20 protein-coding genes are annotated in these 17,950 nt (G+C 63.9%); 10 read left to right on the forward strand and 10 right to left on the reverse strand.

Going from position 1 to position 17,950, the window contains the following annotated elements:
* Nucleotide 1: 1 nt before the first annotated feature.
* Nucleotides 2–1,108, reverse strand: a complete 1,107-nt coding sequence (locus G6N42_RS01285; RefSeq protein WP_163725023.1) for an NAD(P)H-dependent amine dehydrogenase family protein — start codon at nt 1,106–1,108, stop codon at nt 2–4.
* A gap of 99 nt (nt 1,109–1,207) precedes the next feature.
* Between G6N42_RS01285 and G6N42_RS01290 the strand changes: the two genes are divergently transcribed.
* A complete protein-coding gene (locus tag G6N42_RS01290) occupies nt 1,208–2,362 on the forward strand; it encodes an ABC transporter substrate-binding protein (protein ID WP_163725025.1) in 1,155 nt (384 codons plus the stop codon).
* On the opposite strand, the gene G6N42_RS01295 is transcribed toward G6N42_RS01290, so the two are convergent.
* The gene (locus G6N42_RS01295; RefSeq protein ID WP_232076050.1) at nt 2,339–3,427 is read right to left on the reverse strand and encodes an NAD(P)H-dependent amine dehydrogenase family protein; all 1,089 of its coding nucleotides are present in this window, start codon (nt 3,425–3,427) and stop codon (nt 2,339–2,341) included. The genes G6N42_RS01290 and G6N42_RS01295 overlap by 24 nt on opposite strands.
* 123 nt (nt 3,428–3,550) lie before the next feature.
* Between G6N42_RS01295 and G6N42_RS01300 the strand changes: the two genes are divergently transcribed.
* Genes G6N42_RS01300 through G6N42_RS01310 form a run of 3 tightly spaced genes read left to right on the forward strand, consistent with a single transcriptional unit; the run spans nt 3,551 to nt 7,048 of the window.
* The gene (locus G6N42_RS01300; RefSeq protein ID WP_163725028.1) at nt 3,551–4,798 is read left to right on the forward strand and encodes a cytochrome P450; all 1,248 of its coding nucleotides are present in this window, start codon (nt 3,551–3,553) and stop codon (nt 4,796–4,798) included.
* 13 nt (nt 4,799–4,811) lie between these two features.
* Nucleotides 4,812–5,861, forward strand: coding sequence for an NAD(P)H-dependent amine dehydrogenase family protein (locus G6N42_RS01305; protein WP_163725031.1), 1,050 nt, complete (start codon nt 4,812–4,814; stop codon nt 5,859–5,861).
* Nucleotides 5,843–7,048, forward strand: a complete 1,206-nt coding sequence (locus tag G6N42_RS01310) for an alpha/beta hydrolase (protein WP_410506712.1) — start codon at nt 5,843–5,845, stop codon at nt 7,046–7,048. The genes G6N42_RS01305 and G6N42_RS01310 overlap by 19 nt, the downstream gene beginning before the upstream one ends.
* Here the strand turns inward: G6N42_RS01310 and G6N42_RS01315 are convergent.
* Nucleotides 7,027–8,103, reverse strand: a complete 1,077-nt coding sequence (locus G6N42_RS01315) for an NAD(P)H-dependent amine dehydrogenase family protein (RefSeq protein WP_434059557.1) — start codon at nt 8,101–8,103, stop codon at nt 7,027–7,029. The two genes, G6N42_RS01310 and G6N42_RS01315, sit on opposite strands and share 22 nt — an antisense overlap.
* Nucleotides 8,104–8,193: 90 nt before the next feature.
* Between G6N42_RS01315 and G6N42_RS01320 the strand changes: the two genes are divergently transcribed.
* Nucleotides 8,194–9,036 carry an SDR family oxidoreductase gene (locus tag G6N42_RS01320; RefSeq protein WP_163725037.1) on the forward strand — a complete coding sequence of 281 codons (843 nt, stop codon included), beginning with the start codon at nt 8,194–8,196 and terminating at the stop codon, nt 9,034–9,036.
* Nucleotides 9,037–9,043: 7 nt separating this feature from the next.
* On the opposite strand, the gene G6N42_RS01325 is transcribed toward G6N42_RS01320, so the two are convergent.
* Genes G6N42_RS01325 through G6N42_RS01345 form a run of 5 tightly spaced genes read right to left on the reverse strand, consistent with a single transcriptional unit; the run spans nt 9,044 to nt 11,471 of the window.
* Nucleotides 9,044–9,847, reverse strand: coding sequence for an SDR family NAD(P)-dependent oxidoreductase (locus G6N42_RS01325; RefSeq protein ID WP_163725040.1), 804 nt, complete (start codon nt 9,845–9,847; stop codon nt 9,044–9,046).
* A 12-nt stretch (nt 9,848–9,859) separates the two neighbouring features.
* Entirely contained in the window at nt 9,860–10,621 is a 762-nt protein-coding gene (locus tag G6N42_RS01330; RefSeq protein ID WP_163725043.1) for an SDR family oxidoreductase, read from the reverse strand.
* Nucleotides 10,618–10,812: a (2Fe-2S)-binding protein gene (locus tag G6N42_RS01335; protein ID WP_163725046.1), complete on the reverse strand. Its 195-nt coding sequence runs from the start codon at nt 10,810–10,812 to the stop codon at nt 10,618–10,620. Before G6N42_RS01335 ends, G6N42_RS01330 begins: the two co-directional genes overlap by 4 nt.
* Nucleotides 10,812–11,294, reverse strand: a complete 483-nt coding sequence (locus G6N42_RS01340) for a fatty-acid--CoA ligase (protein WP_163725049.1) — start codon at nt 11,292–11,294, stop codon at nt 10,812–10,814. Before G6N42_RS01340 ends, G6N42_RS01335 begins: the two co-directional genes overlap by 1 nt.
* Nucleotides 11,295–11,330: 36 nt before the next feature.
* Complete coding sequence (locus tag G6N42_RS01345) at nt 11,331–11,471, reverse strand: hypothetical protein (RefSeq protein WP_163725052.1); 141 nt, start codon at nt 11,469–11,471, stop codon at nt 11,331–11,333.
* Nucleotides 11,472–11,503: 32 nt separating this feature from the next.
* Between G6N42_RS01345 and G6N42_RS01350 the strand changes: the two genes are divergently transcribed.
* The 4 genes from G6N42_RS01350 (at nt 11,504) to G6N42_RS01365 (ending at nt 15,102) form a co-directional block, all read left to right on the forward strand.
* Nucleotides 11,504–12,334 (forward strand): SDR family NAD(P)-dependent oxidoreductase, encoded by an 831-nt coding sequence (locus G6N42_RS01350; protein WP_163725055.1) that lies wholly within the window; start codon nt 11,504–11,506, stop codon nt 12,332–12,334.
* A gap of 44 nt (nt 12,335–12,378) precedes the next feature.
* Nucleotides 12,379–13,452, forward strand: a complete 1,074-nt coding sequence (locus G6N42_RS01355) for a spirocyclase AveC family protein (RefSeq protein ID WP_232076051.1) — start codon at nt 12,379–12,381, stop codon at nt 13,450–13,452.
* Between the two features lie 520 nt (nt 13,453–13,972).
* Nucleotides 13,973–14,656: a hypothetical protein gene (locus G6N42_RS01360; RefSeq protein ID WP_163725058.1), complete on the forward strand. Its 684-nt coding sequence runs from the start codon at nt 13,973–13,975 to the stop codon at nt 14,654–14,656.
* Nucleotides 14,657–14,766: 110 nt separating this feature from the next.
* The gene (locus G6N42_RS01365) at nt 14,767–15,102 is read left to right on the forward strand and encodes a hypothetical protein (RefSeq protein WP_163736786.1); all 336 of its coding nucleotides are present in this window, start codon (nt 14,767–14,769) and stop codon (nt 15,100–15,102) included.
* A gap of 69 nt (nt 15,103–15,171) precedes the next feature.
* On the opposite strand, the gene G6N42_RS01370 is transcribed toward G6N42_RS01365, so the two are convergent.
* Nucleotides 15,172–15,984 carry a mycofactocin-coupled SDR family oxidoreductase gene (locus G6N42_RS01370; RefSeq protein ID WP_163736789.1) on the reverse strand — a complete coding sequence of 271 codons (813 nt, stop codon included), beginning with the start codon at nt 15,982–15,984 and terminating at the stop codon, nt 15,172–15,174.
* Nucleotides 15,985–16,073: 89 nt separating this feature from the next.
* Here G6N42_RS01370 and G6N42_RS01375 point away from each other — a divergent pair, with 89 nt between their 5' ends.
* Nucleotides 16,074–16,859: an SDR family NAD(P)-dependent oxidoreductase gene (locus G6N42_RS01375; protein ID WP_163725061.1), complete on the forward strand. Its 786-nt coding sequence runs from the start codon at nt 16,074–16,076 to the stop codon at nt 16,857–16,859.
* Here the strand turns inward: G6N42_RS01375 and G6N42_RS01380 are convergent.
* Nucleotides 16,856–17,935: an NAD(P)H-dependent amine dehydrogenase family protein gene (locus tag G6N42_RS01380; RefSeq protein ID WP_163725063.1), complete on the reverse strand. Its 1,080-nt coding sequence runs from the start codon at nt 17,933–17,935 to the stop codon at nt 16,856–16,858. The two genes, G6N42_RS01375 and G6N42_RS01380, sit on opposite strands and share 4 nt — an antisense overlap.
* Between the last annotated feature and the right edge of the window lie 15 nt (nt 17,936–17,950).

Raw genomic sequence — 17,950 nt, forward strand, 5'->3', positions numbered from 1 at the left:
GTCAGCGCACGATCCCGATCACCGGCATGAGGCCGAGTTCATTGTGGGACTTGAACCCGGGCGGCGCGTCGCAGATGGAGGGAATCGCGTTCACCGGCTCCATTGCCGTCCACGCGTACCCGACGGCCCCCGGCTTGGCGGTGTCGCGAGCATGCTGGTTGCCGCGCAGGATCAATTCGGTGCCGGGGTCACCCTCGACCACTATCCGGTAGTGGTAATAGGGCTCCCAGTCAGGCTTGGGCTCGATCGCGTCGTGGTCGGTGAACGCGTACAGCTCGTGCAGGGTGATGAACGGCCTGCCGTCTACCCAAGCCGTCCAGAGGTGATGCTGGGACGCGACGGTCCCCGTCCTGATCACACCCTTCAGGCCGGGCATGTCCATGTCGGCCGAGCCCTCGTACGGGATGTCACGGATGGCGAGGCCGAGTTCGACGTCCGTCGTGAACTTCTCGACGGTCTTGCCGAGACCTTCGACGACCATGGTCAGCGACTGCGCGAACAGCGACCATGCATCCGCGAACAGATTGCCCTTGGCGAACTCGTCTGGTGTCTTACCGAATCCCATCTCGTCGAGGTATTTCAAGGTGTCCTTGCTGAAATTCACCGCTTCGTAGATGTGGATGTGGTCGGTCTTGCCGACGATGCGGGCCAGCGTGAGCACCAGCAGGTCCGCGGCGTAGCCGGGATGGATGCCGCCGCCGTGGAAAGACGTCCCGCCCGCCTGGCACGCGGCTTCGATCTTGTCGATGTCCGCGCCGTTGGTTTCGGTTCTGTGCCACCAGGCGCCGCCGGATGCGACGACGCTTTTGCCGCCGCGCAGCAGCCGGCAGACCTCGTCGACGTCCGACCACAGCGGTGCGTAGAAGACGCAATCGGCGTCGAGCGCCTCGAGCGCGTCCTTGTCCGTTGTCGCGAGCACGCCGATGGGCCCGACACCGACCAGTTCACCCGCGTCCTTGCCGACCTTCTCCGGTCGATTGCAGAGCACGCCGACGATCTCGAAGGTCGGATTATTAGCCATATGGCGCAGTGCGAGCGTGCCCACATTGCCCATACCCCACTGGATGACGCGGTACCTCGTGGCGGTGGTGGTCGTGTCGGCAGCCATGGCCGCGAGGCTACCAACGGCTGGCAATCGGCATATGCGAATTCGTAAACGCTGATTTCCGGCTCCCATTCGACAACCTGCATGTTGTATGTTGCCGGTATGGGTGACCAAGAGGCTCGGGCATACGGATCGGTGGCACCGCTGAAAGTCGGCCTGCTCAACGACTATCCGACCAGGGCCGGAATCGACAACGACACCCTCGACAGCCTGCGGCTCGTCTTCGACGAGGCCGTCGCCGCCGGTCTCGTCGATCGGCCGATCGAGCTGATCGAACGCAACGTGATCGGTCTACCCAACGGCACCTACCAGGCCGTTGAGGACGGCTACGACGAGCTGGTCGCCGAGGGCTGCCTCGCCATCTTCGGGCCGTATGTCTCCGACAACGCCGTTCCGCTTGCCGCCCACGCCAACCGCGTTGCCAAGGTCCCCAACATCATCCTGTCGGGCTCGGAGGGCGCCTTGAGCGAATGGACATTCGCCCTGAACAACGGGTCGATGCCCGAGGAGCCCGTGATGCTCGCCGCAGTGATGCTCGGCGACGGCCGATCCCGAATCGCGATCGCGTACGAAGCGTCGCTCATCGGCAAGGAGTACCTCGCCTTCGCTGAAAAGGCATACTCGGCAGCGGGTTTGAAGGTCGTCACCACGGTCGCGATCCCGCAGGTCGAGGCCGATAAGGCCGAGGCGGTCAAAGAGTTGCGCGCCGCGGAGCCGGACGCTCTCGTGCACGTCGGGTTCGGCCATGGACTGTGGGGATTCTCGGATGCGCTTCTGGCGGCCGACTGGGATCCGCCTCGCTACACGACCACCGCGTTCGAGATGGCGCACATCAACGCGGAGTGGATGCACCATCTGCGCGGGTGGATCGGACTCGACAGCTACGACGAGCGCAACGAGGTCGGGCAGGCGTTCCTCGATCGATTTGAAGCCCGTTACGGCCGTCGACCGGGGCAGTCGATGCCGGGTCTCTGCTACGACGTGGGGACGGTCATTGTGCGCGGGCTGGCGGCGGCGCGACCGTTGACCGGCGAAGGGGTCAAAGGCGGTATCGAACAGGTGAAGCTCGTGCCGTCGGCCAGTGGCGCACCCGGCACCTTCCTGCGCTTCGGCCGCTTCATCCGGCAGGGTTGGCTCGGGTCTGACTACCTGATCGCACGACGGATCCTGCCGGACGGCAGCGCACACGTGTTCCACTCGGCACCCAGCGACCACATCGCACGCGCGGTGGGCCTACCCGTTTTTGGTTCCGCCTAGCTGGATCGCACCGAACACCGGCGCCGTCACGACACCCGGCGGTGACGCGAGTACGTCGGGAATCGCTCGCAACGCGCCCATCGCGATCATGAGATGGCCGGGCTGGGCATGCGTGCCATCTGCCGGCTTGTCGTCGAACCCGACGTCGAGCTGTAGTTCGAAACTCGGCTCGCCTTTGATGACGGCGCGGATCAGCGGCGCTTTCTGGCCCGGCGCCAGGGGTTTCAGCCCCCACTGCGGGAGGTCACGCGTCAGCACCCATTCCTCGTGGATCGCGAGCAGTGGCCGACCCGACCAGTGGCCGACCCATGAGAACCGTTGTCCGACCACCGTTCCCGCCTCGATCGTGCCCGCCCGCACCTCGATGTCGCGGGGAAGCGTCGTGGCGTCCACGGACACGTCGACGTGTGACAGCGTGATACCCAGAACATCCGCAGTGGCATTGAGCGCCTGCCGGTAGGCGAGGTCGAGCTTTTTGATGATCGGGGAGTCGGCGGAGACGTCTTCGGGTGGGCGGCCCATTCCCATGAGGTCGACGAGCATGGGCCTGCTGTCGACCGCCGACACATCGGTGGCCTCGTAGAGGTCGATGCGGTCGATCGTCTTGCTCAGCGCCGTCACCGTTGCCACCAGGCGTTCGAACATGAAGCCGGGATTCTCGCCCGCCGCATGGAAGCGTGAGCCGCCTGCGCGGCACGCTTCGACGAAGGCGGTCTCGGTTTCGGCGCCGTAGGTGGGCAGGTGGTTGTACGAGGTGGTGGTGATGACGCTGATGCCTGCCCGAAGAAGCCGGCAGATGTCCTCGGCGTTGGTCTCGACGGCGTGCGCCTTACTCGCCGCGTGGATGACCACGTCGGGTCGCAGCGCGAAGATGTCCTCCTTGTCCGAGGTGGCCAGCACGCCGGTGGTAGGCGGCAGACCGCACAAGGCCCCGGCATCCTGCCCGGCCTTGGATGGGTCATACACCAGGACTCCCACCAGCTGATAATCAGGATTCTCAATCAGTTCGGCCAGCGCGGCGCGTCCGACGGCGCCTGTCGCCCACTGAGCCACTCGAGTTGCCAATGGAACGCTCCTGGTTGCAGTTTCGCGATTGCCACGGTTGCATGTTTGATCAACCTACATGATGTAGGTTTCAACCATCAGGTTGTATGTTGTCTGGGCGGATATATCTGGGAGGAGCCGCGCATGGCCGAGCCGGCGACCAGGACAAGCCAGGAAGAACTCGAACAAAGCATCCGCGACGCGCAGAACAAATTCAATGAGGGCATGGGCGCCGACGGCGACGCGTCGCCTTATCCGATGCTCAAGGAGCTACGCGCGCAAAGCCCGGTGCACGCCGGCTGGCCCGAGATGGGAATGGTCGGCAACCCGGGTGATGGCCCGCAGACGTTCACGGCGTACACCTTCGACACCGTCAAGGCGATCTTCACCGACAACATCACGTTCAGTACTCGCTGTTATGAGGACATCGTGCGGCCGCTCCAGGGGCCGACAATCCTGGAGATGCAGGAACCCGAACACGCGATCTATCGCAAGTTGCACGAGTTCGCGTTCGCCCGGTCTTCTATGAAGCGATGGGACGCAGAACTCGTCGGACCGTTGGTGGACCGGACCATCGCAAAGTTCAAGGACGCCAAGCGCGCCGACCTCGTCGATGCGGTGTTCATGCCGATTCCGGTGCGGGTGATCGCCGCTCTGCTGGGGCTTCCGGACTCCGACGTGCTTCAGTTCCATCGGCTTGCCATCGACTTGCTGGGCTTTCGTGGGGACATGGACTGCGCGATGCGTGCGTCGGCGGAGATGAAGGAGTACTTCGTCGGGATCCTCGCCGATCGACGCAGGGAACCCCAGGACGACATGGTGTCGATCCTGGCCGCCTCCGAAGTCAACGGGGTGAAGATGACGGACGAGCAGATCTACGGCTTCATGCGCAACCTGTTACCCGCGGGTGCAGAGACGACGTCGCGTTCGACGGCCAGTTTGGCCATGGGGCTGCTGACCCACCCTGACCAGCTCGACGCGGTACGCGCGGACCGCAGCCTGTTACCGCAGGCGATCGAGGAAGGTATCCGATGGGAGACTCCGCTGCTGAATTTCATGCGTGAGGTCACCTGTGACACCGAGGTGGGCGGAGTGCAGATCCCCAGGGGTGCGACGATGATGCTCAGCCTGGGCAGTGCCAACCACGACGAGACCCGCTGGGACGATCCGGAGAGGTTCGACATCTTCCGGGAACGTAAGCCGCACATCGGTTTTGCCCACGGTGCTCACGTGTGCCTGGGGATGCACCTGGCACGGCTGGAAACCTCGAAGATCTTCAACGCGCTGTTGGACGAACTGCCTGGATTGCGTCTCGACCCTGACGCACCGCCGCCGTACATCACCGGGACGATGTTCCGCTCCCCGCCGCGCCTCGACGTGGTGTGGGACTGAAGGGGGATTGCCCATGACGCGGGTGATCCAGTGGGCGACGGGTATCACCGGGATGATGTCGCTGCGCCACGTGATCGGCAGGCCGGACCTCGATCTCGTCGCGGTGCGTGTCTACGACCCCGCCAAGGCAGGGGTCGACGCCGGCACGCTGTGCGGTCTCGATGAGGCCGGGGTCCTCACGTCCGATGACCGAGACGCCATCATCGCAGCCGATGCCGACATCGTCCTGTACATGGGCAAAGTGGAGACCGACACCGAAGGGTGCTTCGCCGACGTATGCGACCTGTTGGCGTCGGGCAAGAACGTGGTGGCGACCGGCAGCCGCTTCATTCATCCGCGCTCGTTGCACGAGTCACTCGCAGACGGGATCGAGAGTGCCTGTCGCATAGGTGGTTCCTCATTCTTGGGGCTCGGCTTGTATCCCGGCTTTTTCGGAGAATCGCTCGGCCCATTGCTATCCCGCCTCACTCAGCGGACAACGCACATCGGCGTGCGTGAGGTGCTCAACTACTCCACGTATGGCAGTCATGATCTGATCTTCAATGCGATGGGTTTCGGCCACCTGCCGGAGGACACGACTCCGTTGCTCAGCAATACCGATTACGCGGCCAGCGCGTGGATCGGCAGCGCCACGGTTCTCGCGCAGTCGTTGGGGCTGCAGATCCTGTCTGTCGAGGGGTTCCGCGAGGTCGCGACGACCCCGCGGACGTTGACGGTCGCAGCGGGTGAGATTCCCGCGGGGACCGTCGGCGCCATGCGATTCGGCGTGACCGTCGATTGTGGTGAGACGAGGATGTCCGTTGAACATCTCACCCGCATGGCGGACGACCTGGCTCCCGACTGGCCCATCGAGATCGGTTACGAGGTCACGTTCGAGGGGGAGCCCAACATGCGGCTGCACCTCGTGATCGGTTCGCACGACGAGGATCACGCAGAGCAGGGCTGCCTGGCCACCGCGATGCATGCGATCAACGCGATACCGTCGGTGATCGCTGCGCAGCCAGGGCTCTACGACCTCTCGACGATTGCGCCTTTCGTGGCGCACTGGACCAACCGCGCATGACTAGCCAGACCGGAGACTCCCGCGGGCGTCGGCCGAGAAGGGCCAAGCCGGGCGACTACCTCGTGGCGCTCAGCGCCGCCACGGCATCCGTGCCCGTCATCGGAAGGCATCTCGAACTGATCGGTGGATTCGCGGCGCTCGGCGTCGGCGGCCGACACTACCTGCCGGGCATTTTGACCGGGATCGCGCAGCCGCGTCTGAGTCCCCGCGCCGCGAAACGGCGTCGGGAGCAGCGTGCGTCGACACCGAGCGTCTTGAGCGAAGCGTTGTACGGCATCGTTGATCCAGCGGATCTGGATCAACCATGGCCATCGCACCCGAATGTCGCGCCTCTCTGGAAGGCGCGGGGGCAACGACGGTACGTGCACAGGTCGTCGGTCTGCTACGGCGACCACCCGCGCCAGCTGCTCGACGTATGGCGACTCGATGATTTACCGCGAGAGCCCGCCCCCGTCTTGATCTTCATTCCCGGTGGCGCTTGGGTTTTCGGACGTCGCGAGTTGCAGGGCCATGCGTTGATGGCTCATATGGCGCGGCGTGGGTGGGTGTGTTTATCCGTCGAGTACCGGACGAGTCCACACCACCGTTGGCCGCGCCAGATGCAAGATGTGACTGCAGCTGTCGCATGGGCAAGGGCGAATGCCGACCAGTTCGGCGGTGATCCCGACTTCCTTGCGGTAGCAGGGACTTCGGCCGGTGGTCACTTGGCGAGCCTGGTGGGATTGGCTTCCGACGCCGAGACTTCCGTCGACGCCGTGGTCAGCATCTATGGCCTCTACGACTGGCAGGACAGGTCCACCAGGGAACGCGATCACTTCATGCGGTTCCTCGAGCGGATCGTGGTCAAGCGGTCGCAGGCCCGACACCCCGAGGTCTTTCTCGCGGCCTCTCCGATCGACCAGACTCATGCATTGGCACCGCCGTTCCTGGTGGTCCATGGCAGCGCGGACGCGCTCATTCCCGTGGCGGAGGCACGTTCTTTCGTCGCGCGACTGCGAGCGGTATCGCGTGCAAAAGTCGGTTACATCGAGCTTCCAGGCCTCGGACACGGTTTCGACTTGATTGACGCGACCCACACTGCGCCCGTAATCGCCGCGATTGGCCGCTTCCTCACCCAGATCCACCGCGATCATGCCGCGGCACGGGTCGGTCGTCGGCGGCCGCGTCAGTTACCGAAACCGGTGTAGCTGCGGATCAAGGGCAAATCGGCCATGGTCGCGAAGCCCGCCGGCGCATCGCACACGGCCGGTATCGCGTTGACGACTTGCATGGCGACGGTGATCAGGCCTGCCTTCACGTGCTCTTCGATCGAGGCCTCACGCGAGAAGCTGGCCAGCGGGAAGAAATGTGTGCGCATCGACGGATCGCCCTCGATGGTCAACGTCCAACCGTCAAGCGGTTTGGGCCAGTGCTCGGGATACTCGCCGCCGACCGTCCATAGTGTTTCGAATTCGATCAGCGTCTCGCCGTCGCGATGGCCACGGAAGTTCCACCGCTGCCCGGCGGTGGTGCCCGCCTTGACCACCTGACCGAACATCTCGAAGTCCTTGGTCGCAGACACCGCTTCGAGACTCACCGAAACGTCGTCGATGCCCGCGTTCAAGGTGTCGGAGATGAACCAGGTCTGCTCGACGAAGAGCTTCGTCAGAAAGCCGAGGTAATCGTTGGCCGTCGGTGTGACGTCTTCCGGCGGACGACCGAACCACATTCCGTCGAAGGTGATCTCGGTGCTCTCCCACAGCGTCCAGTCGGCGCGCTCTTGCAAGGTGATCTGATTGATGGTGCGGCTCATCCCCGAGAGTGCCAGGGGCAGCACGCCGGAGAGGTTACCGGGGTTGAGGCCGCTGCCGTGGATGGTGGCGTTGCCCTTGTCACACGCCTCCTGCAGGCGTTGCCGATCCCCCTCGGGAATGCGCCGTGGGTGGAACAGAAACGACGGCGTCGCCACATTCTTTCCGCTCGCGAGGAGTGCGCAGACGTCGTCGAGGTCGGTGAACGACGGCGCGTAGAGAACGAGATCGGCGTCGAGCGCGAGGATGTCCGCAGTGTCGGTCGTCGCGGTGACACCGATCGGATCGCGGCCGACGATCGTGCCAATGTCGACCCCGTTCTTTGTATCGGAGTAGACGCGCGCACCGACCAGCTCGATGTCGGGCCGGTGGTCGAGGATTGCCGTCACCATCTCGGTGCCCACCCCGCCGGTGGCCCACTGGATGACTCGTATCGGTCGCGTGCTTGTCAACGGACAGCTCCCTTCGACAGTGGCGCAGACTTCCACAGTATCGATGGTGATAATGTTTGTTCTCACTATTCGTTAAGTGAGGTTCTCGAAATGGAAGATGTGCTGGGGTACGAAGGCAAGTCGGTCGTTGTCACTGGCGCCGCATCAGGAATGGGCCAGGCGACCGCACAGATCCTCGTCGATCTCGGTGCCACCGTGACCGCGCTCGACATCAAGCCGACCACGGTTGCGGTGGACCGTGCATTGACGATCGACCTACGCGATCGCGCGAACATCGAAGCGGTCGCCGCGTCGATCGACGGGCCGATCGACGGCTTGTTCAGCTGCGCAGGCCTTCCTGGTCCGCCGTTCAGCGAGTGGGACACCATTCTGGTGAACTTCGTCGGCGCACGGCATCTGGCCGAGCAACTGGTGCCGAAGATGGTCAACGGATCGTCGATCAGCGTGATCTCGTCCTCGGCGGCGCTCGGCTGGCAGGATCACATCAAGGTGATCACGGGACTTCTGGAGACAGACGGCTTCGATGCCGCGGTCGAATGGCTCACGGCCAACGAGAAGAGGTGGTCCTGGAGTGGCTACGCGTACTCCAAATACGTCATCGATGCGTGGGTCGGTTGGTGGTATCCAGAGCTAGGCCCCAGAGGCATCCGGATCAACTGCATCAACCCGGGTCCCACCGACACGGCGATGATGCCGGCGTTCCAGGATCTGATGGGCAAGGAGACGGTGGATCAGGCGATCGGGCCGGTCGGTCGCTACTCCACTGCGGAGGAGCAGGCTTGGCCACTGGTCTGTCTGGGCAGCCCGCGGTTCAGCTATGTCGGCGGTGAGGTCCTGTGGACCGACGGCGGCTGGAACGGTGCGATGACCATGGGCCGCCACGAAGCCCAGTGGGCGGATACCGCGGCAGGGGAGATGTCGAAGAACGGCTGAGCCGTTCTCAGATGAAGTCCGACCCCCCGTCGACGTTCATGGTGGCGCCGGTGACGTAGCCGTTACGTCGCGACGCGAGATATGCCGTTGCGGAGGCGATCTCCTCGGGCAGGCCGGCACGGCCGATGTCGCAGGGATGCCCGTAAGTCTGCTCTACCCACTTCATCACGTCGTGAGGATCGGAGGAGTCAAGGCCGTCCTCAGCCAGAATGTCCTTGAGGACCTCGGTGAAGCTGGCCGTAACTATCGTCCCTGGGCACACGCAGTTGACAAGGATTCCCTCGGGTCCAAGGCTTTTGGACAGATTCTTGGTGAAGCTCGACAGTGCGGCCTTCGATGCGGTGTAGGCCACCAGGCGTGCGCTTTGACGCTGGATCGAGTGCGCGGAAAGTGTGACGATGCGGGCCCATTCGGCGGCGCGGAGCATGGGCAGCGCTGCACGCACAGAACGGACTGCGGACATCGTGCCCAGATCGAACGCGGCGTGCCAGTCGTCGTCGTCGAGTTCTTCGAACGCGCCCGCGCTGGGGCCGACGGTGTGCACAAGCACGTTGAGCCTGCCCCAGGCGTCGCTCACCGCCGCGTACCCCGCCACGATCGATTCGGCATCCGCCATGTCGACGGTGATCGGCAGTACCTCGGGAGCCCCCGCGCTTCGAACGCGATCGGCCGCTGCTTCGAGCGCTTTTCGTCCACGCGCCATGATCGCCACCGAGGCGCCCTCGGCACCAAGGGTTTCTGCGATCGCAAGACCCATGCCCTTGCTGCCTCCGGTGACGACAGCGGTGGCACCCGCGAAGCCCAGATCCATTGTGTTTCCTCCTCAGGTCTTCTTTGTACGGGCCCGCGGCGCGAGGTGCACGATATCGCTCACGACGGTCGGATTGGCCCGCGCGACGGCAATGAAGGACAGCAGGGCATTCGCGACATCGTCGACCGCGGACATCTCGGCTGGGATCTGACCCTCGTGCGCCCATGTCCGGTACAGGTCCGCCAGCAGATCGCGGTCAGCACCGCGCAGGATCTCGGTACCCTCTGTCGGGCCGACGCTCACCCGAATTACTGGCAGTTCCGGATGCTCGGCACGCCATGACCTCAGGATCTCGTCGAGAGCGGCCTTGCTCGCGTGATAGGCGGCGACGCCGGCGCGCGGCCGGCCGACGTCGTGGCTCGATGCGATGAGCGCGACTGCGTTGTCTGCGAGGTGTGGCACGGCTGCGCGCAACAGGTGGGAGGCGCCCACAGCGTTGACGGCATAGGTGTGCATCCAGGTGGTGACGTCGGTGTCCTCGATCAACGCGAATGGCGCAGAGGCGCTGGTGAACACGACCGCGTCGAGACCGCCGAGGCGCGCCGCGACCTCGCCGACGACGCGTTCGATGGCCTGCGGATCGGACACGTCGAGCTCGTGTGCTGAGCCGTCGAGCTGTTCGGCCAGCGTGGTCAGGATGTTCACCCGCCGCGCCGCAAGGGCGACTTTCACCCCCCGAGCATGGGCGGCCAGCGCCAGGGCTTGTCCGATCCCGGACGATGCGCCGACGATGAGCATCCGTATTCCCGCGATGTCGGAGTGCGGATCTGTCATACCCTGCTTCCCCTGCCTGATTCCGTTGTTGTCGAGAAGGAATCGATGATCGACCTGATGGTGCGGCAACACCTGCCGCACTCTGATCCTGCCCCGGACGCCGCGGCCACCTGTTTGGTGGTCCTTGCTCCCGCGACGATGGCGGCAGAAACCGTGTCGTTCGTGACACCCTGACACAAGCAGACGTACATCAGTGCAGGTCCGTCTCGCTGGCGTCGGCCAGGCGCATCGCATTGACGAACCGTCCTACGAAGACCGGCGGATATGCGCCCACGCCGGCGGCGGTGAGCCAGGACGCCGCAACCTCTGAGCGGTCCAACCAAACGAGTGCCTTCTCCGCGCTCGCCAGCTGTTGCAGGAACATCACCTCGTGCGCGGTGTCGAAGGCTCGGTAGACCAGGGTCCTGCGGATGCCGGCGCGGGCGAAATGGCGTAGCGACGCGCGCACCCGGGCCATGAAACTTTCGACGTCGTCGACCGGGGTGACGGCGGCGACCACGATCTCGGTGCCCGGTGCCGGCGGCTCACCGATGTCGAAGCGTTCCACGGTCTCGCCCGCGAATACCGCTGGAAGGTCATCGAGACCAACGGCATCGAACCACTCGAAGAGTTGCGGTGACCGAAGCAGATTCAGCAGCGGCTGCTCGGTGCGGACGCCGATGACGACGAGCACCCGTGCCGGCTCGACGATCGATTCGTAAATGAAAGTTTAGTGCGCGCCGAGCTCTCGCAGGCTCCCTTCGTGTTGCGTCAGAACCGGCCACACGCGTGCGGGATCGCCGACCGCGAACTCAACCGCAAAGACGAAGCTGCGCAGTGCGGTGTCGCCCATGACCGACGATTCTCGCATGTGAGAATATTGGTTCTCTAGTGGAGGTGGACATGATCGACTTCACCGACAAGGTTGTTCTGGTCACCGGTGGCGGCGCGGGAATCGGGCGAGCGACCGTGTCGATGTTCGCAGAACAGGGCGCCACGGTTGTCGCGCTCGAGATCGACGAGGGTCGCGCCGAGGAGCTGCGGACGGCTGGCGCCAACGTTCAGGTGATACACGGCGATGCGACCGATGCCGTCGATGTGTGGTCGCTGGCGACGACGATCGATGAACGGTTCGGCCGACTCGACGTACTCGTGAACAACGTCGGGCATTTTGTGACGCGTCCGACTCCGTTCGACCAATTGACCGACGACCAGATCGACGACATCTACCGGGTGAACCTCAAACACATCTTCTCTGTCACGCGGGCCATGCTGCCGCTGCTTCGGGTCGCCGGTGGCGGAGCGAGCATCACGAACATCTCGTCGATCGAGGGTTTCCGCGGCATACCGCAGTTCGCGGTGTACGGCGCGTTCAAGGCGGCGGTCACGGGGTTCACCATGAGTCTCGCGCTCGAGCTGGGCCCGGAAGGGATACGCGTCAACGCGGTGGCGCCGGAAACCACCGACAGCGCCCAGGTTCCGCTGGACCGCATGATCCACCCGTCACAACGCCATCACATTCCCCGATGGATTCCGCTGGGCCGCTTCGGCACTCCAGAAGACATTGCGGGCTGCGTGCTGTTCCTGGCCAGCCCGCTGGCCGCGTGGGTCTCGGGAACCGTTGTGCATGCCGACGGCGGCGCCCTGGCGGCTGCGGGCTGGTATCGCGACGACCGGGGGACGTGGACCAACATGCCGGTCATCAAGGGCAACAGCTTGCGGGCCGCTGAGTAAGGAAAAGTCCCTGTGCCGACACCGGCAACGCCTATTCTCAGGTAGTGACATACAGGGTGAAGGTTGATCCGTCCGACTCCAGCGCAGATCCAGGGCCCCTGGTGAAGGACACCCACTCACCGTGGCCGGCGCGGATCGGGTGGGGACTGTTCGGCGTCGCTTACCTTGCCTTCGCTGTGGTGACGGTCGCGACCATCCAGTCCGGTCTGCACGGCGACCCCGAGCGGACCAACCCCAACCCGGGGCCAGCGCCATATCCGCCGTTCCTCGGCTTCGACAACTGGCCTATCGCGGTCGCCATCAGCTCGATACCCATGGCAATCGGGCTGATCGCAGCACTGAGCTGGCTGTCCTGGCGTCAGCGCAAAATCCACTGGGCGGTCATCATCGCTTTCGCCGGGCTCATCACGGGCGCGCTGGACCCGCTCGCTAACTGGGCGACTTTCGCGATCTTCGATCCGCGCATGCTGCACTTCCCCCTCTCGTGGCCATACGTCAACATTTCGCCGAACCTCGAGCCTGCGCTGGCGTTCCTCGGGGGATATGCCGCCTATTACCTTCTCAACGGGCTGGGCTTTCTGCAATTGCACGACCGCCTCGTCGACCCACTTTTGCGGCGCTCGAGTTGGTTCGTCCGTCACCGGCTGGTCGCGGTCTTCATCGGTGCGACCATCGTCGCGATCCCGATCAACGGCCTCATCCAGTTCGCGTGGATGCGGGCGGGCATATTTTTCTACACCGAGGCCGTCGGTCCGGTTCTGCAGATCGGTCACATCCATTTTCCGGTGATCATGGCGGTCTACGACTCCATCATCTTCGGGATGGTCGCCGTGATGTGCGTCCGAGACGAGAACGGTGATCTGGTGCTCATCAACCGGATTGCCCGGTGGCTTCCCGCGCGGGCCGGCCGGCCGAAGGTGACGCTGACCCGCCAGCTGCTCATATCGGTCGCCGTGGGTCTGGTGTCGTTCGCGACGCCACTTGCGGTGTTGGCCGGCCTGCGTGAAGCCGGCCTGTCGCGCCCCGCCTACGACCAGAACCCGTATCCGAACGTGAAGGTATACGACCCCTACGGTCATCTCGAAGAAGCAGGCAAGCCGGGGCCCTTCTTCAGGTAGGAGACCGTCGACGGTCTGAGCCCACGCGGGAAGAGCAGGGCAACAAGGCTTTTCGAATATCGGAGTGACCGAGCGTGAGCCTGCGCTGACCTTCGACAGGTTTCACCGATTCCGTCAATCCGCCACCTTGAATTGACCGAACTTGACAAACAGGATGAGATCAACAATATTCCAGAAACGGAAATGCACGTTCTCACTGATGGCGTGTAGCGCCTGAGGTGCTCCGCGGCTCTGAAAGCTTAGGTGGTGGGCCGGTTTCCACGGCGGCCGGCATGAGGGGATTGACGATGTTTCAGGAACTTGTGCGCCTCGCGTTTGCGTGGGGAGCGATGATCGGCATCATCGTGTTCTGGTACTGGCTGCTCGCCAATATCGGAACCTTCTGAGCCGTCGTGAATGAGCAAGACAGGCGACGACGCCGCGCACTCATCGTGTTCCAGATCGTCGTGTACGGGGCCATGATCGCCATGTTCCTGATTCAGCTGCAGATGTTGATGGTCAAGGACTGGTAGGGCGCATCGTGACGCGGACATCAACGACCACCTACGACGAGCACTATGACGAAAGCCGCCTGGCCCAACGTCGGGCAGATCGGTGGCTCATCGTCGGCTCAATCCTGATGGGAACGCTGGTGCTCGGGCCGATCGGATTGCCCATATTCTGCCGTGGCGTCGTGCTCTTCCGGCGGGCCGAACGCTCGGGCTTGTCCGTGCGGCCGATGATGGTGACGCTGATCGGCTACGTGATCATCATCGACGCCGCGATCAACAGCATCGGTTGGGGACTCGATGTGTTCGCCAACCATGCGTTGATCACGCGGACGATCTTCACGGCATGGGGCAACCTCATGGACGGTGGCTACTTCTGGCACTACAACGAACTCTGGATCGGCGGAGCGGGCGCGCCAGGCGAGAAGGCGTGGATCATCATCTGCATCGTGGTGGTCTTCCCGATGCGTATCGCCGCAGCGATCGGCTTCCTGCAGATGAAGCGGTGGGGACAGCAGTGGATGATCGTCACCTGCTGGTTCGGACTCATCACCTGGCTGGGCTACATCCTCAACATGACGATGTACGCCGACGTACGTTACGCCGGAGTCGCGTTCCCGGTGATCGGTTGGTGGCTTTACAACATCTTCTACATCACCCCATTCCTCGCGATCCCGTACCTGCACACGGTGAACAGAGAAATCTTCTCTGACTGACAGACCGTATTCGCCAGCCATAGAAAGCCGACATCGTGAGTGATACCACTGCCGCACAGGACGACTCAGAAGCCCGACTTCCCCTCGGCACCACCGCACCGTTCGCCCGCATGCACAAGTGGCTGAAGCGTGGACTCTACGTCTGCCTGTTCGGCCTGGTAATCGAAGGCGCGATGACGGTCCCTGCGCTGGCCTTGTGGTACGGGTGGCCGAGCCTGTCGCTCACCGAGATCTGCAGTGAGTTGATGAAGGTCCGGTATTCCGACGATTCGCTGGACTGTCAGCAGCCCTACCCGCTGGGTGGTCCGCCCTTCGGTGGTGCGCCCGAGGCCGCGGGACAGCAGACGGCGAGAGACGACTGGGGCATTCAACCCGTCCCTGGTTATCCGAGTGTCGGATTCAGGGAATTGGTCCGCATCCATGATGAGCGCGAAGCGGCAGGCTGATCTCTTCGTCGAGCAGACGCAAACCCACCCATTTCGCGGCAGATCGAGGCAGCTTTGCGTCTGCTCGCGCTAGCTGCCGGTCACGCCTACGTCGACTGGGATGGCGGCACCCGTGACATAGCGCGCCTCGTCGGATGCCAGCCACGCCACCGCGTTGGCGATGTCCTCCGGCATCGTCACTGCATCGGGCAGCAACTGCTTGCTGTAGCCAGGCCGCAGAACAGGGTTCGACGTCGCGGCGGCCGCCATCGCCTCGATCATCCCTCCACTTCCCATCGGCGTGGCGACCGAACCGGGATGAAGGCTGTTGACGCGGATGTTGTGCTTACCGAGTTCAGCGGCGAAGGCGCGAGCCAATCCTGTGATCGCGTGCTTGCTTGCGGTGTAAGCGATCATGAACGGTTCCATCGTCACGCCGGCTGCGGAGCCGATGAGAATGATGGACCCGCCGCGCCCCCCGGCGATGATGTGCTTGGCTCCTGCCATCACCGTATTCCATGTGCCGACGAGATTGATGTCGATGGTGTCCTGGAAGTCGCTAGCGGACACCCGATCCCACGTCGACGGAACACATATTCCTGCGTTCGCGACGATCACATCGAGGCGACCCAGCTCGTCGACGCCACGCTGCACGGCGGCGCACATCCCGTCATGGTCGCGAGTGTCCACGATCGTGGTGATGGCACGCCGACCGTGCGCGGTGACGAGTTCTGCCGTCTCCGCCAGGTCCTCTGGCGTAGCCGAGTCGTAGGGCACGCTTGGCGGCAACGGGCCGGCGATGTCGACCAGGATGACGTCGGCCCCGTGGGCACTGAGCCGTTCGGCATGGGCGCGGCCCTGGCCACGGGCTGCTCCTGTGATGAGTGCGACCTTGTCGGTCATGTCTGGCACGTTCGTACGCTACCGCAGGAGAGAATCAGCATTTCTGAAAAGCGAGAATCAGTCTTGGCGTCGGGGTAGCGTCGCTTTCCATGGGTGGTGTGCTTGACGGCCAGACCGCGTTCATCTTGGGGGCATCGGCAGGAATTGCGCAGGCTAGTGCGAAACTCCTCGCGGCCGACGGCGCGGCACTGTTTCTCCTTGGCAGGTCCACCGCGCGGCTGGAAGCGACGCGAGACGGCGTCCTCGAGGCTGTCCCTGGCGCTGAAATCGCGCTGCACAAAGGTGATCCGGAGGACGAGGCCACCGTCAAAGCGGCGGCGCAGGCGGCGTACGACGTTCACAATCGGCTCGATATCGTCGTCGGCACGGTCGCCAGTGGGGGTACCGGTCCACTCATCGAGCAAGATCTGGCCACCTTCACCGACTTCGTCATGGGTAATCTACGGTCCAATTTCCTTGCTTTGCGCTATGCGGCGCCGCTGATGACAGACGGCGGTTCGATCGTGTTCATCTCATCCACGTCGTCGAAGATTCCGATGGAGGGCCTCGGGCACTACTCGGCGGGCAAGGCCGCGCTCGAGATGCTCATTCGCGTGGCCGCTTCGGAGCTGGGACCGCGTGGTATCCGTGTCAACGCGGTGCGTCCCGGCCTGACCGAGGCAGCCACAACGCAGGGCTACATTCACCTGGAGGAGTTGACGAGCAGCTTCTTGGAACGGGTTCCACTCGGCAGACTCGGTGTATCCAATGACATCGCCCCCGGCGTGCGCTACCTGGCCGGCCCGGAATCAAGTTGGATGACCGGGCAGAGCTTCGCCATCGACGGAGGCAATGAGGTCCGCGGCGCGCCGCGCGGGCCCATGTTCACGGTCTAATCGGTGTCGATGGCGTTGCGTGGTGCGGTGATCGGGAGGTCCAGCGACGTCGCGATGCCCGGTGCCGCATCAACGACGTAGGGAATGGCGTTCACGACGCGCATGGCTGTCGCCTCCATCGCATTGGCGTTGGCCGACTCCGCGGTGTCCTCGGTCCCGAGCCGCAGATCACACTGCATGTGCGGCTTACCCTCGATGATGAGGCGGTAGGTGCCGTTGGGCGCCGTCGCCCAGTCAGGTCCCAGGTCGGGCGCCATCCGGTTGATGTGTTCGATGGTGATCACCGGGTGCCCATTGACGACCCCGCTGGTGACAGCACGGACGGCGCCGACCGTCCCGGCGGGAATGGTGCCGCAGGCGACGTGGAGGTCGCGGGGGGTGATCACGCGTTCATACGATTCGGTGACTTCGTCCAGCTCGACGCCGAGCGCCTTCGCGACTAGCCCGATCGGCGGTCCCCACGCGAACTGCTGCGCGCCGTCGAGTTCGAGCAGGGGCGTGAAGTCCAGGGGTTCGCCGAAACCCATCGCGGTGACCATGAGGTCCCGGTTGGGGTATGCCGAGTAGTCGAAGATCTCCTGGGCGCGGATGGACCGGATCCTGTTGGAGAGTGTTGTCAGGAGTATTGCAAACTGGTCACCGGCGAACCCGGGTTCGATGCCCGACGTGTAGATCGTGACCCCGCCTGCCAGTGCGGCCTCGCGCACCTGGCTTGCGAGGTCGGGAATCCATCTGTCGGGGAACATCATTCCCGGCGTATTGGTGGTGACCACGTTGAGTCCACCGTTGAGTAACCGTACGTAGTCACGCACTGCGGCGGCGTCCATCTCGGCGCTTGCTGCGCCGTAGACGACGCAGTCGGGCTTCAGCGTGATGATGTCGTCGAGATCGTTTGTCGTGGTGACTCCGATCGGGTCGATTCCGACGACCTCTCCGGCATCGCGTCCCGTCTTTTCGGGGCTGTGTACCCAGACTCCGACGAGTTCCAGGTGAGGGCGCTTGACGATCGCACGGATCGCGAGGCTGCTGATCCAGCCTGTGGAGATGACGGCGACCTTCAACGGCTCGCTGCTCATGAACTCTGCTCCTCG

Source organism: Mycobacterium gallinarum, assembly GCF_010726765.1.
Taxonomy (GTDB): Bacteria; Actinomycetota; Actinomycetes; order Mycobacteriales; family Mycobacteriaceae; genus Mycobacterium; species Mycobacterium gallinarum.

Excerpts from the sequence above, each read along its gene's own strand:
- G6N42_RS01305 (WP_163725031.1), top strand. The coding sequence starts at position 4,812 with ATGACGCGGGTGATCCAGTGGGCGACGGGTATCACCGGGATGATGTCG.
- G6N42_RS01365 (WP_163736786.1), top strand. The coding sequence starts at position 14,767 with ATGCACAAGTGGCTGAAGCGTGGACTCTACGTCTGCCTGTTCGGCCTG.
- G6N42_RS01330 (WP_163725043.1), bottom strand. The coding sequence starts at position 10,621 with ATGACAGATCCGCACTCCGACATCGCGGGAATACGGATGCTCATCGTC.
- G6N42_RS01300 (WP_163725028.1), top strand. The coding sequence starts at position 3,551 with ATGGCCGAGCCGGCGACCAGGACAAGCCAGGAAGAACTCGAACAAAGC.
- G6N42_RS01290 (WP_163725025.1), top strand. The coding sequence starts at position 1,208 with ATGGGTGACCAAGAGGCTCGGGCATACGGATCGGTGGCACCGCTGAAA.
- G6N42_RS01285 (WP_163725023.1), bottom strand. The coding sequence starts at position 1,108 with ATGGCTGCCGACACGACCACCACCGCCACGAGGTACCGCGTCATCCAG.
- G6N42_RS01350 (WP_163725055.1), top strand. The coding sequence starts at position 11,504 with ATGATCGACTTCACCGACAAGGTTGTTCTGGTCACCGGTGGCGGCGCG.
- G6N42_RS01375 (WP_163725061.1), top strand. The coding sequence starts at position 16,074 with ATGGGTGGTGTGCTTGACGGCCAGACCGCGTTCATCTTGGGGGCATCG.
- G6N42_RS01380 (WP_163725063.1), bottom strand. The coding sequence starts at position 17,935 with ATGAGCAGCGAGCCGTTGAAGGTCGCCGTCATCTCCACAGGCTGGATC.
- G6N42_RS01345 (WP_163725052.1), bottom strand. The coding sequence starts at position 11,471 with ATGCGAGAATCGTCGGTCATGGGCGACACCGCACTGCGCAGCTTCGTC.
- G6N42_RS01335 (WP_163725046.1), bottom strand. The coding sequence starts at position 10,812 with ATGTACGTCTGCTTGTGTCAGGGTGTCACGAACGACACGGTTTCTGCC.
- G6N42_RS01325 (WP_163725040.1), bottom strand. The coding sequence starts at position 9,847 with ATGGATCTGGGCTTCGCGGGTGCCACCGCTGTCGTCACCGGAGGCAGC.
- G6N42_RS01370 (WP_163736789.1), bottom strand. The coding sequence starts at position 15,984 with ATGACCGACAAGGTCGCACTCATCACAGGAGCAGCCCGTGGCCAGGGC.
- G6N42_RS01320 (WP_163725037.1), top strand. The coding sequence starts at position 8,194 with ATGGAAGATGTGCTGGGGTACGAAGGCAAGTCGGTCGTTGTCACTGGC.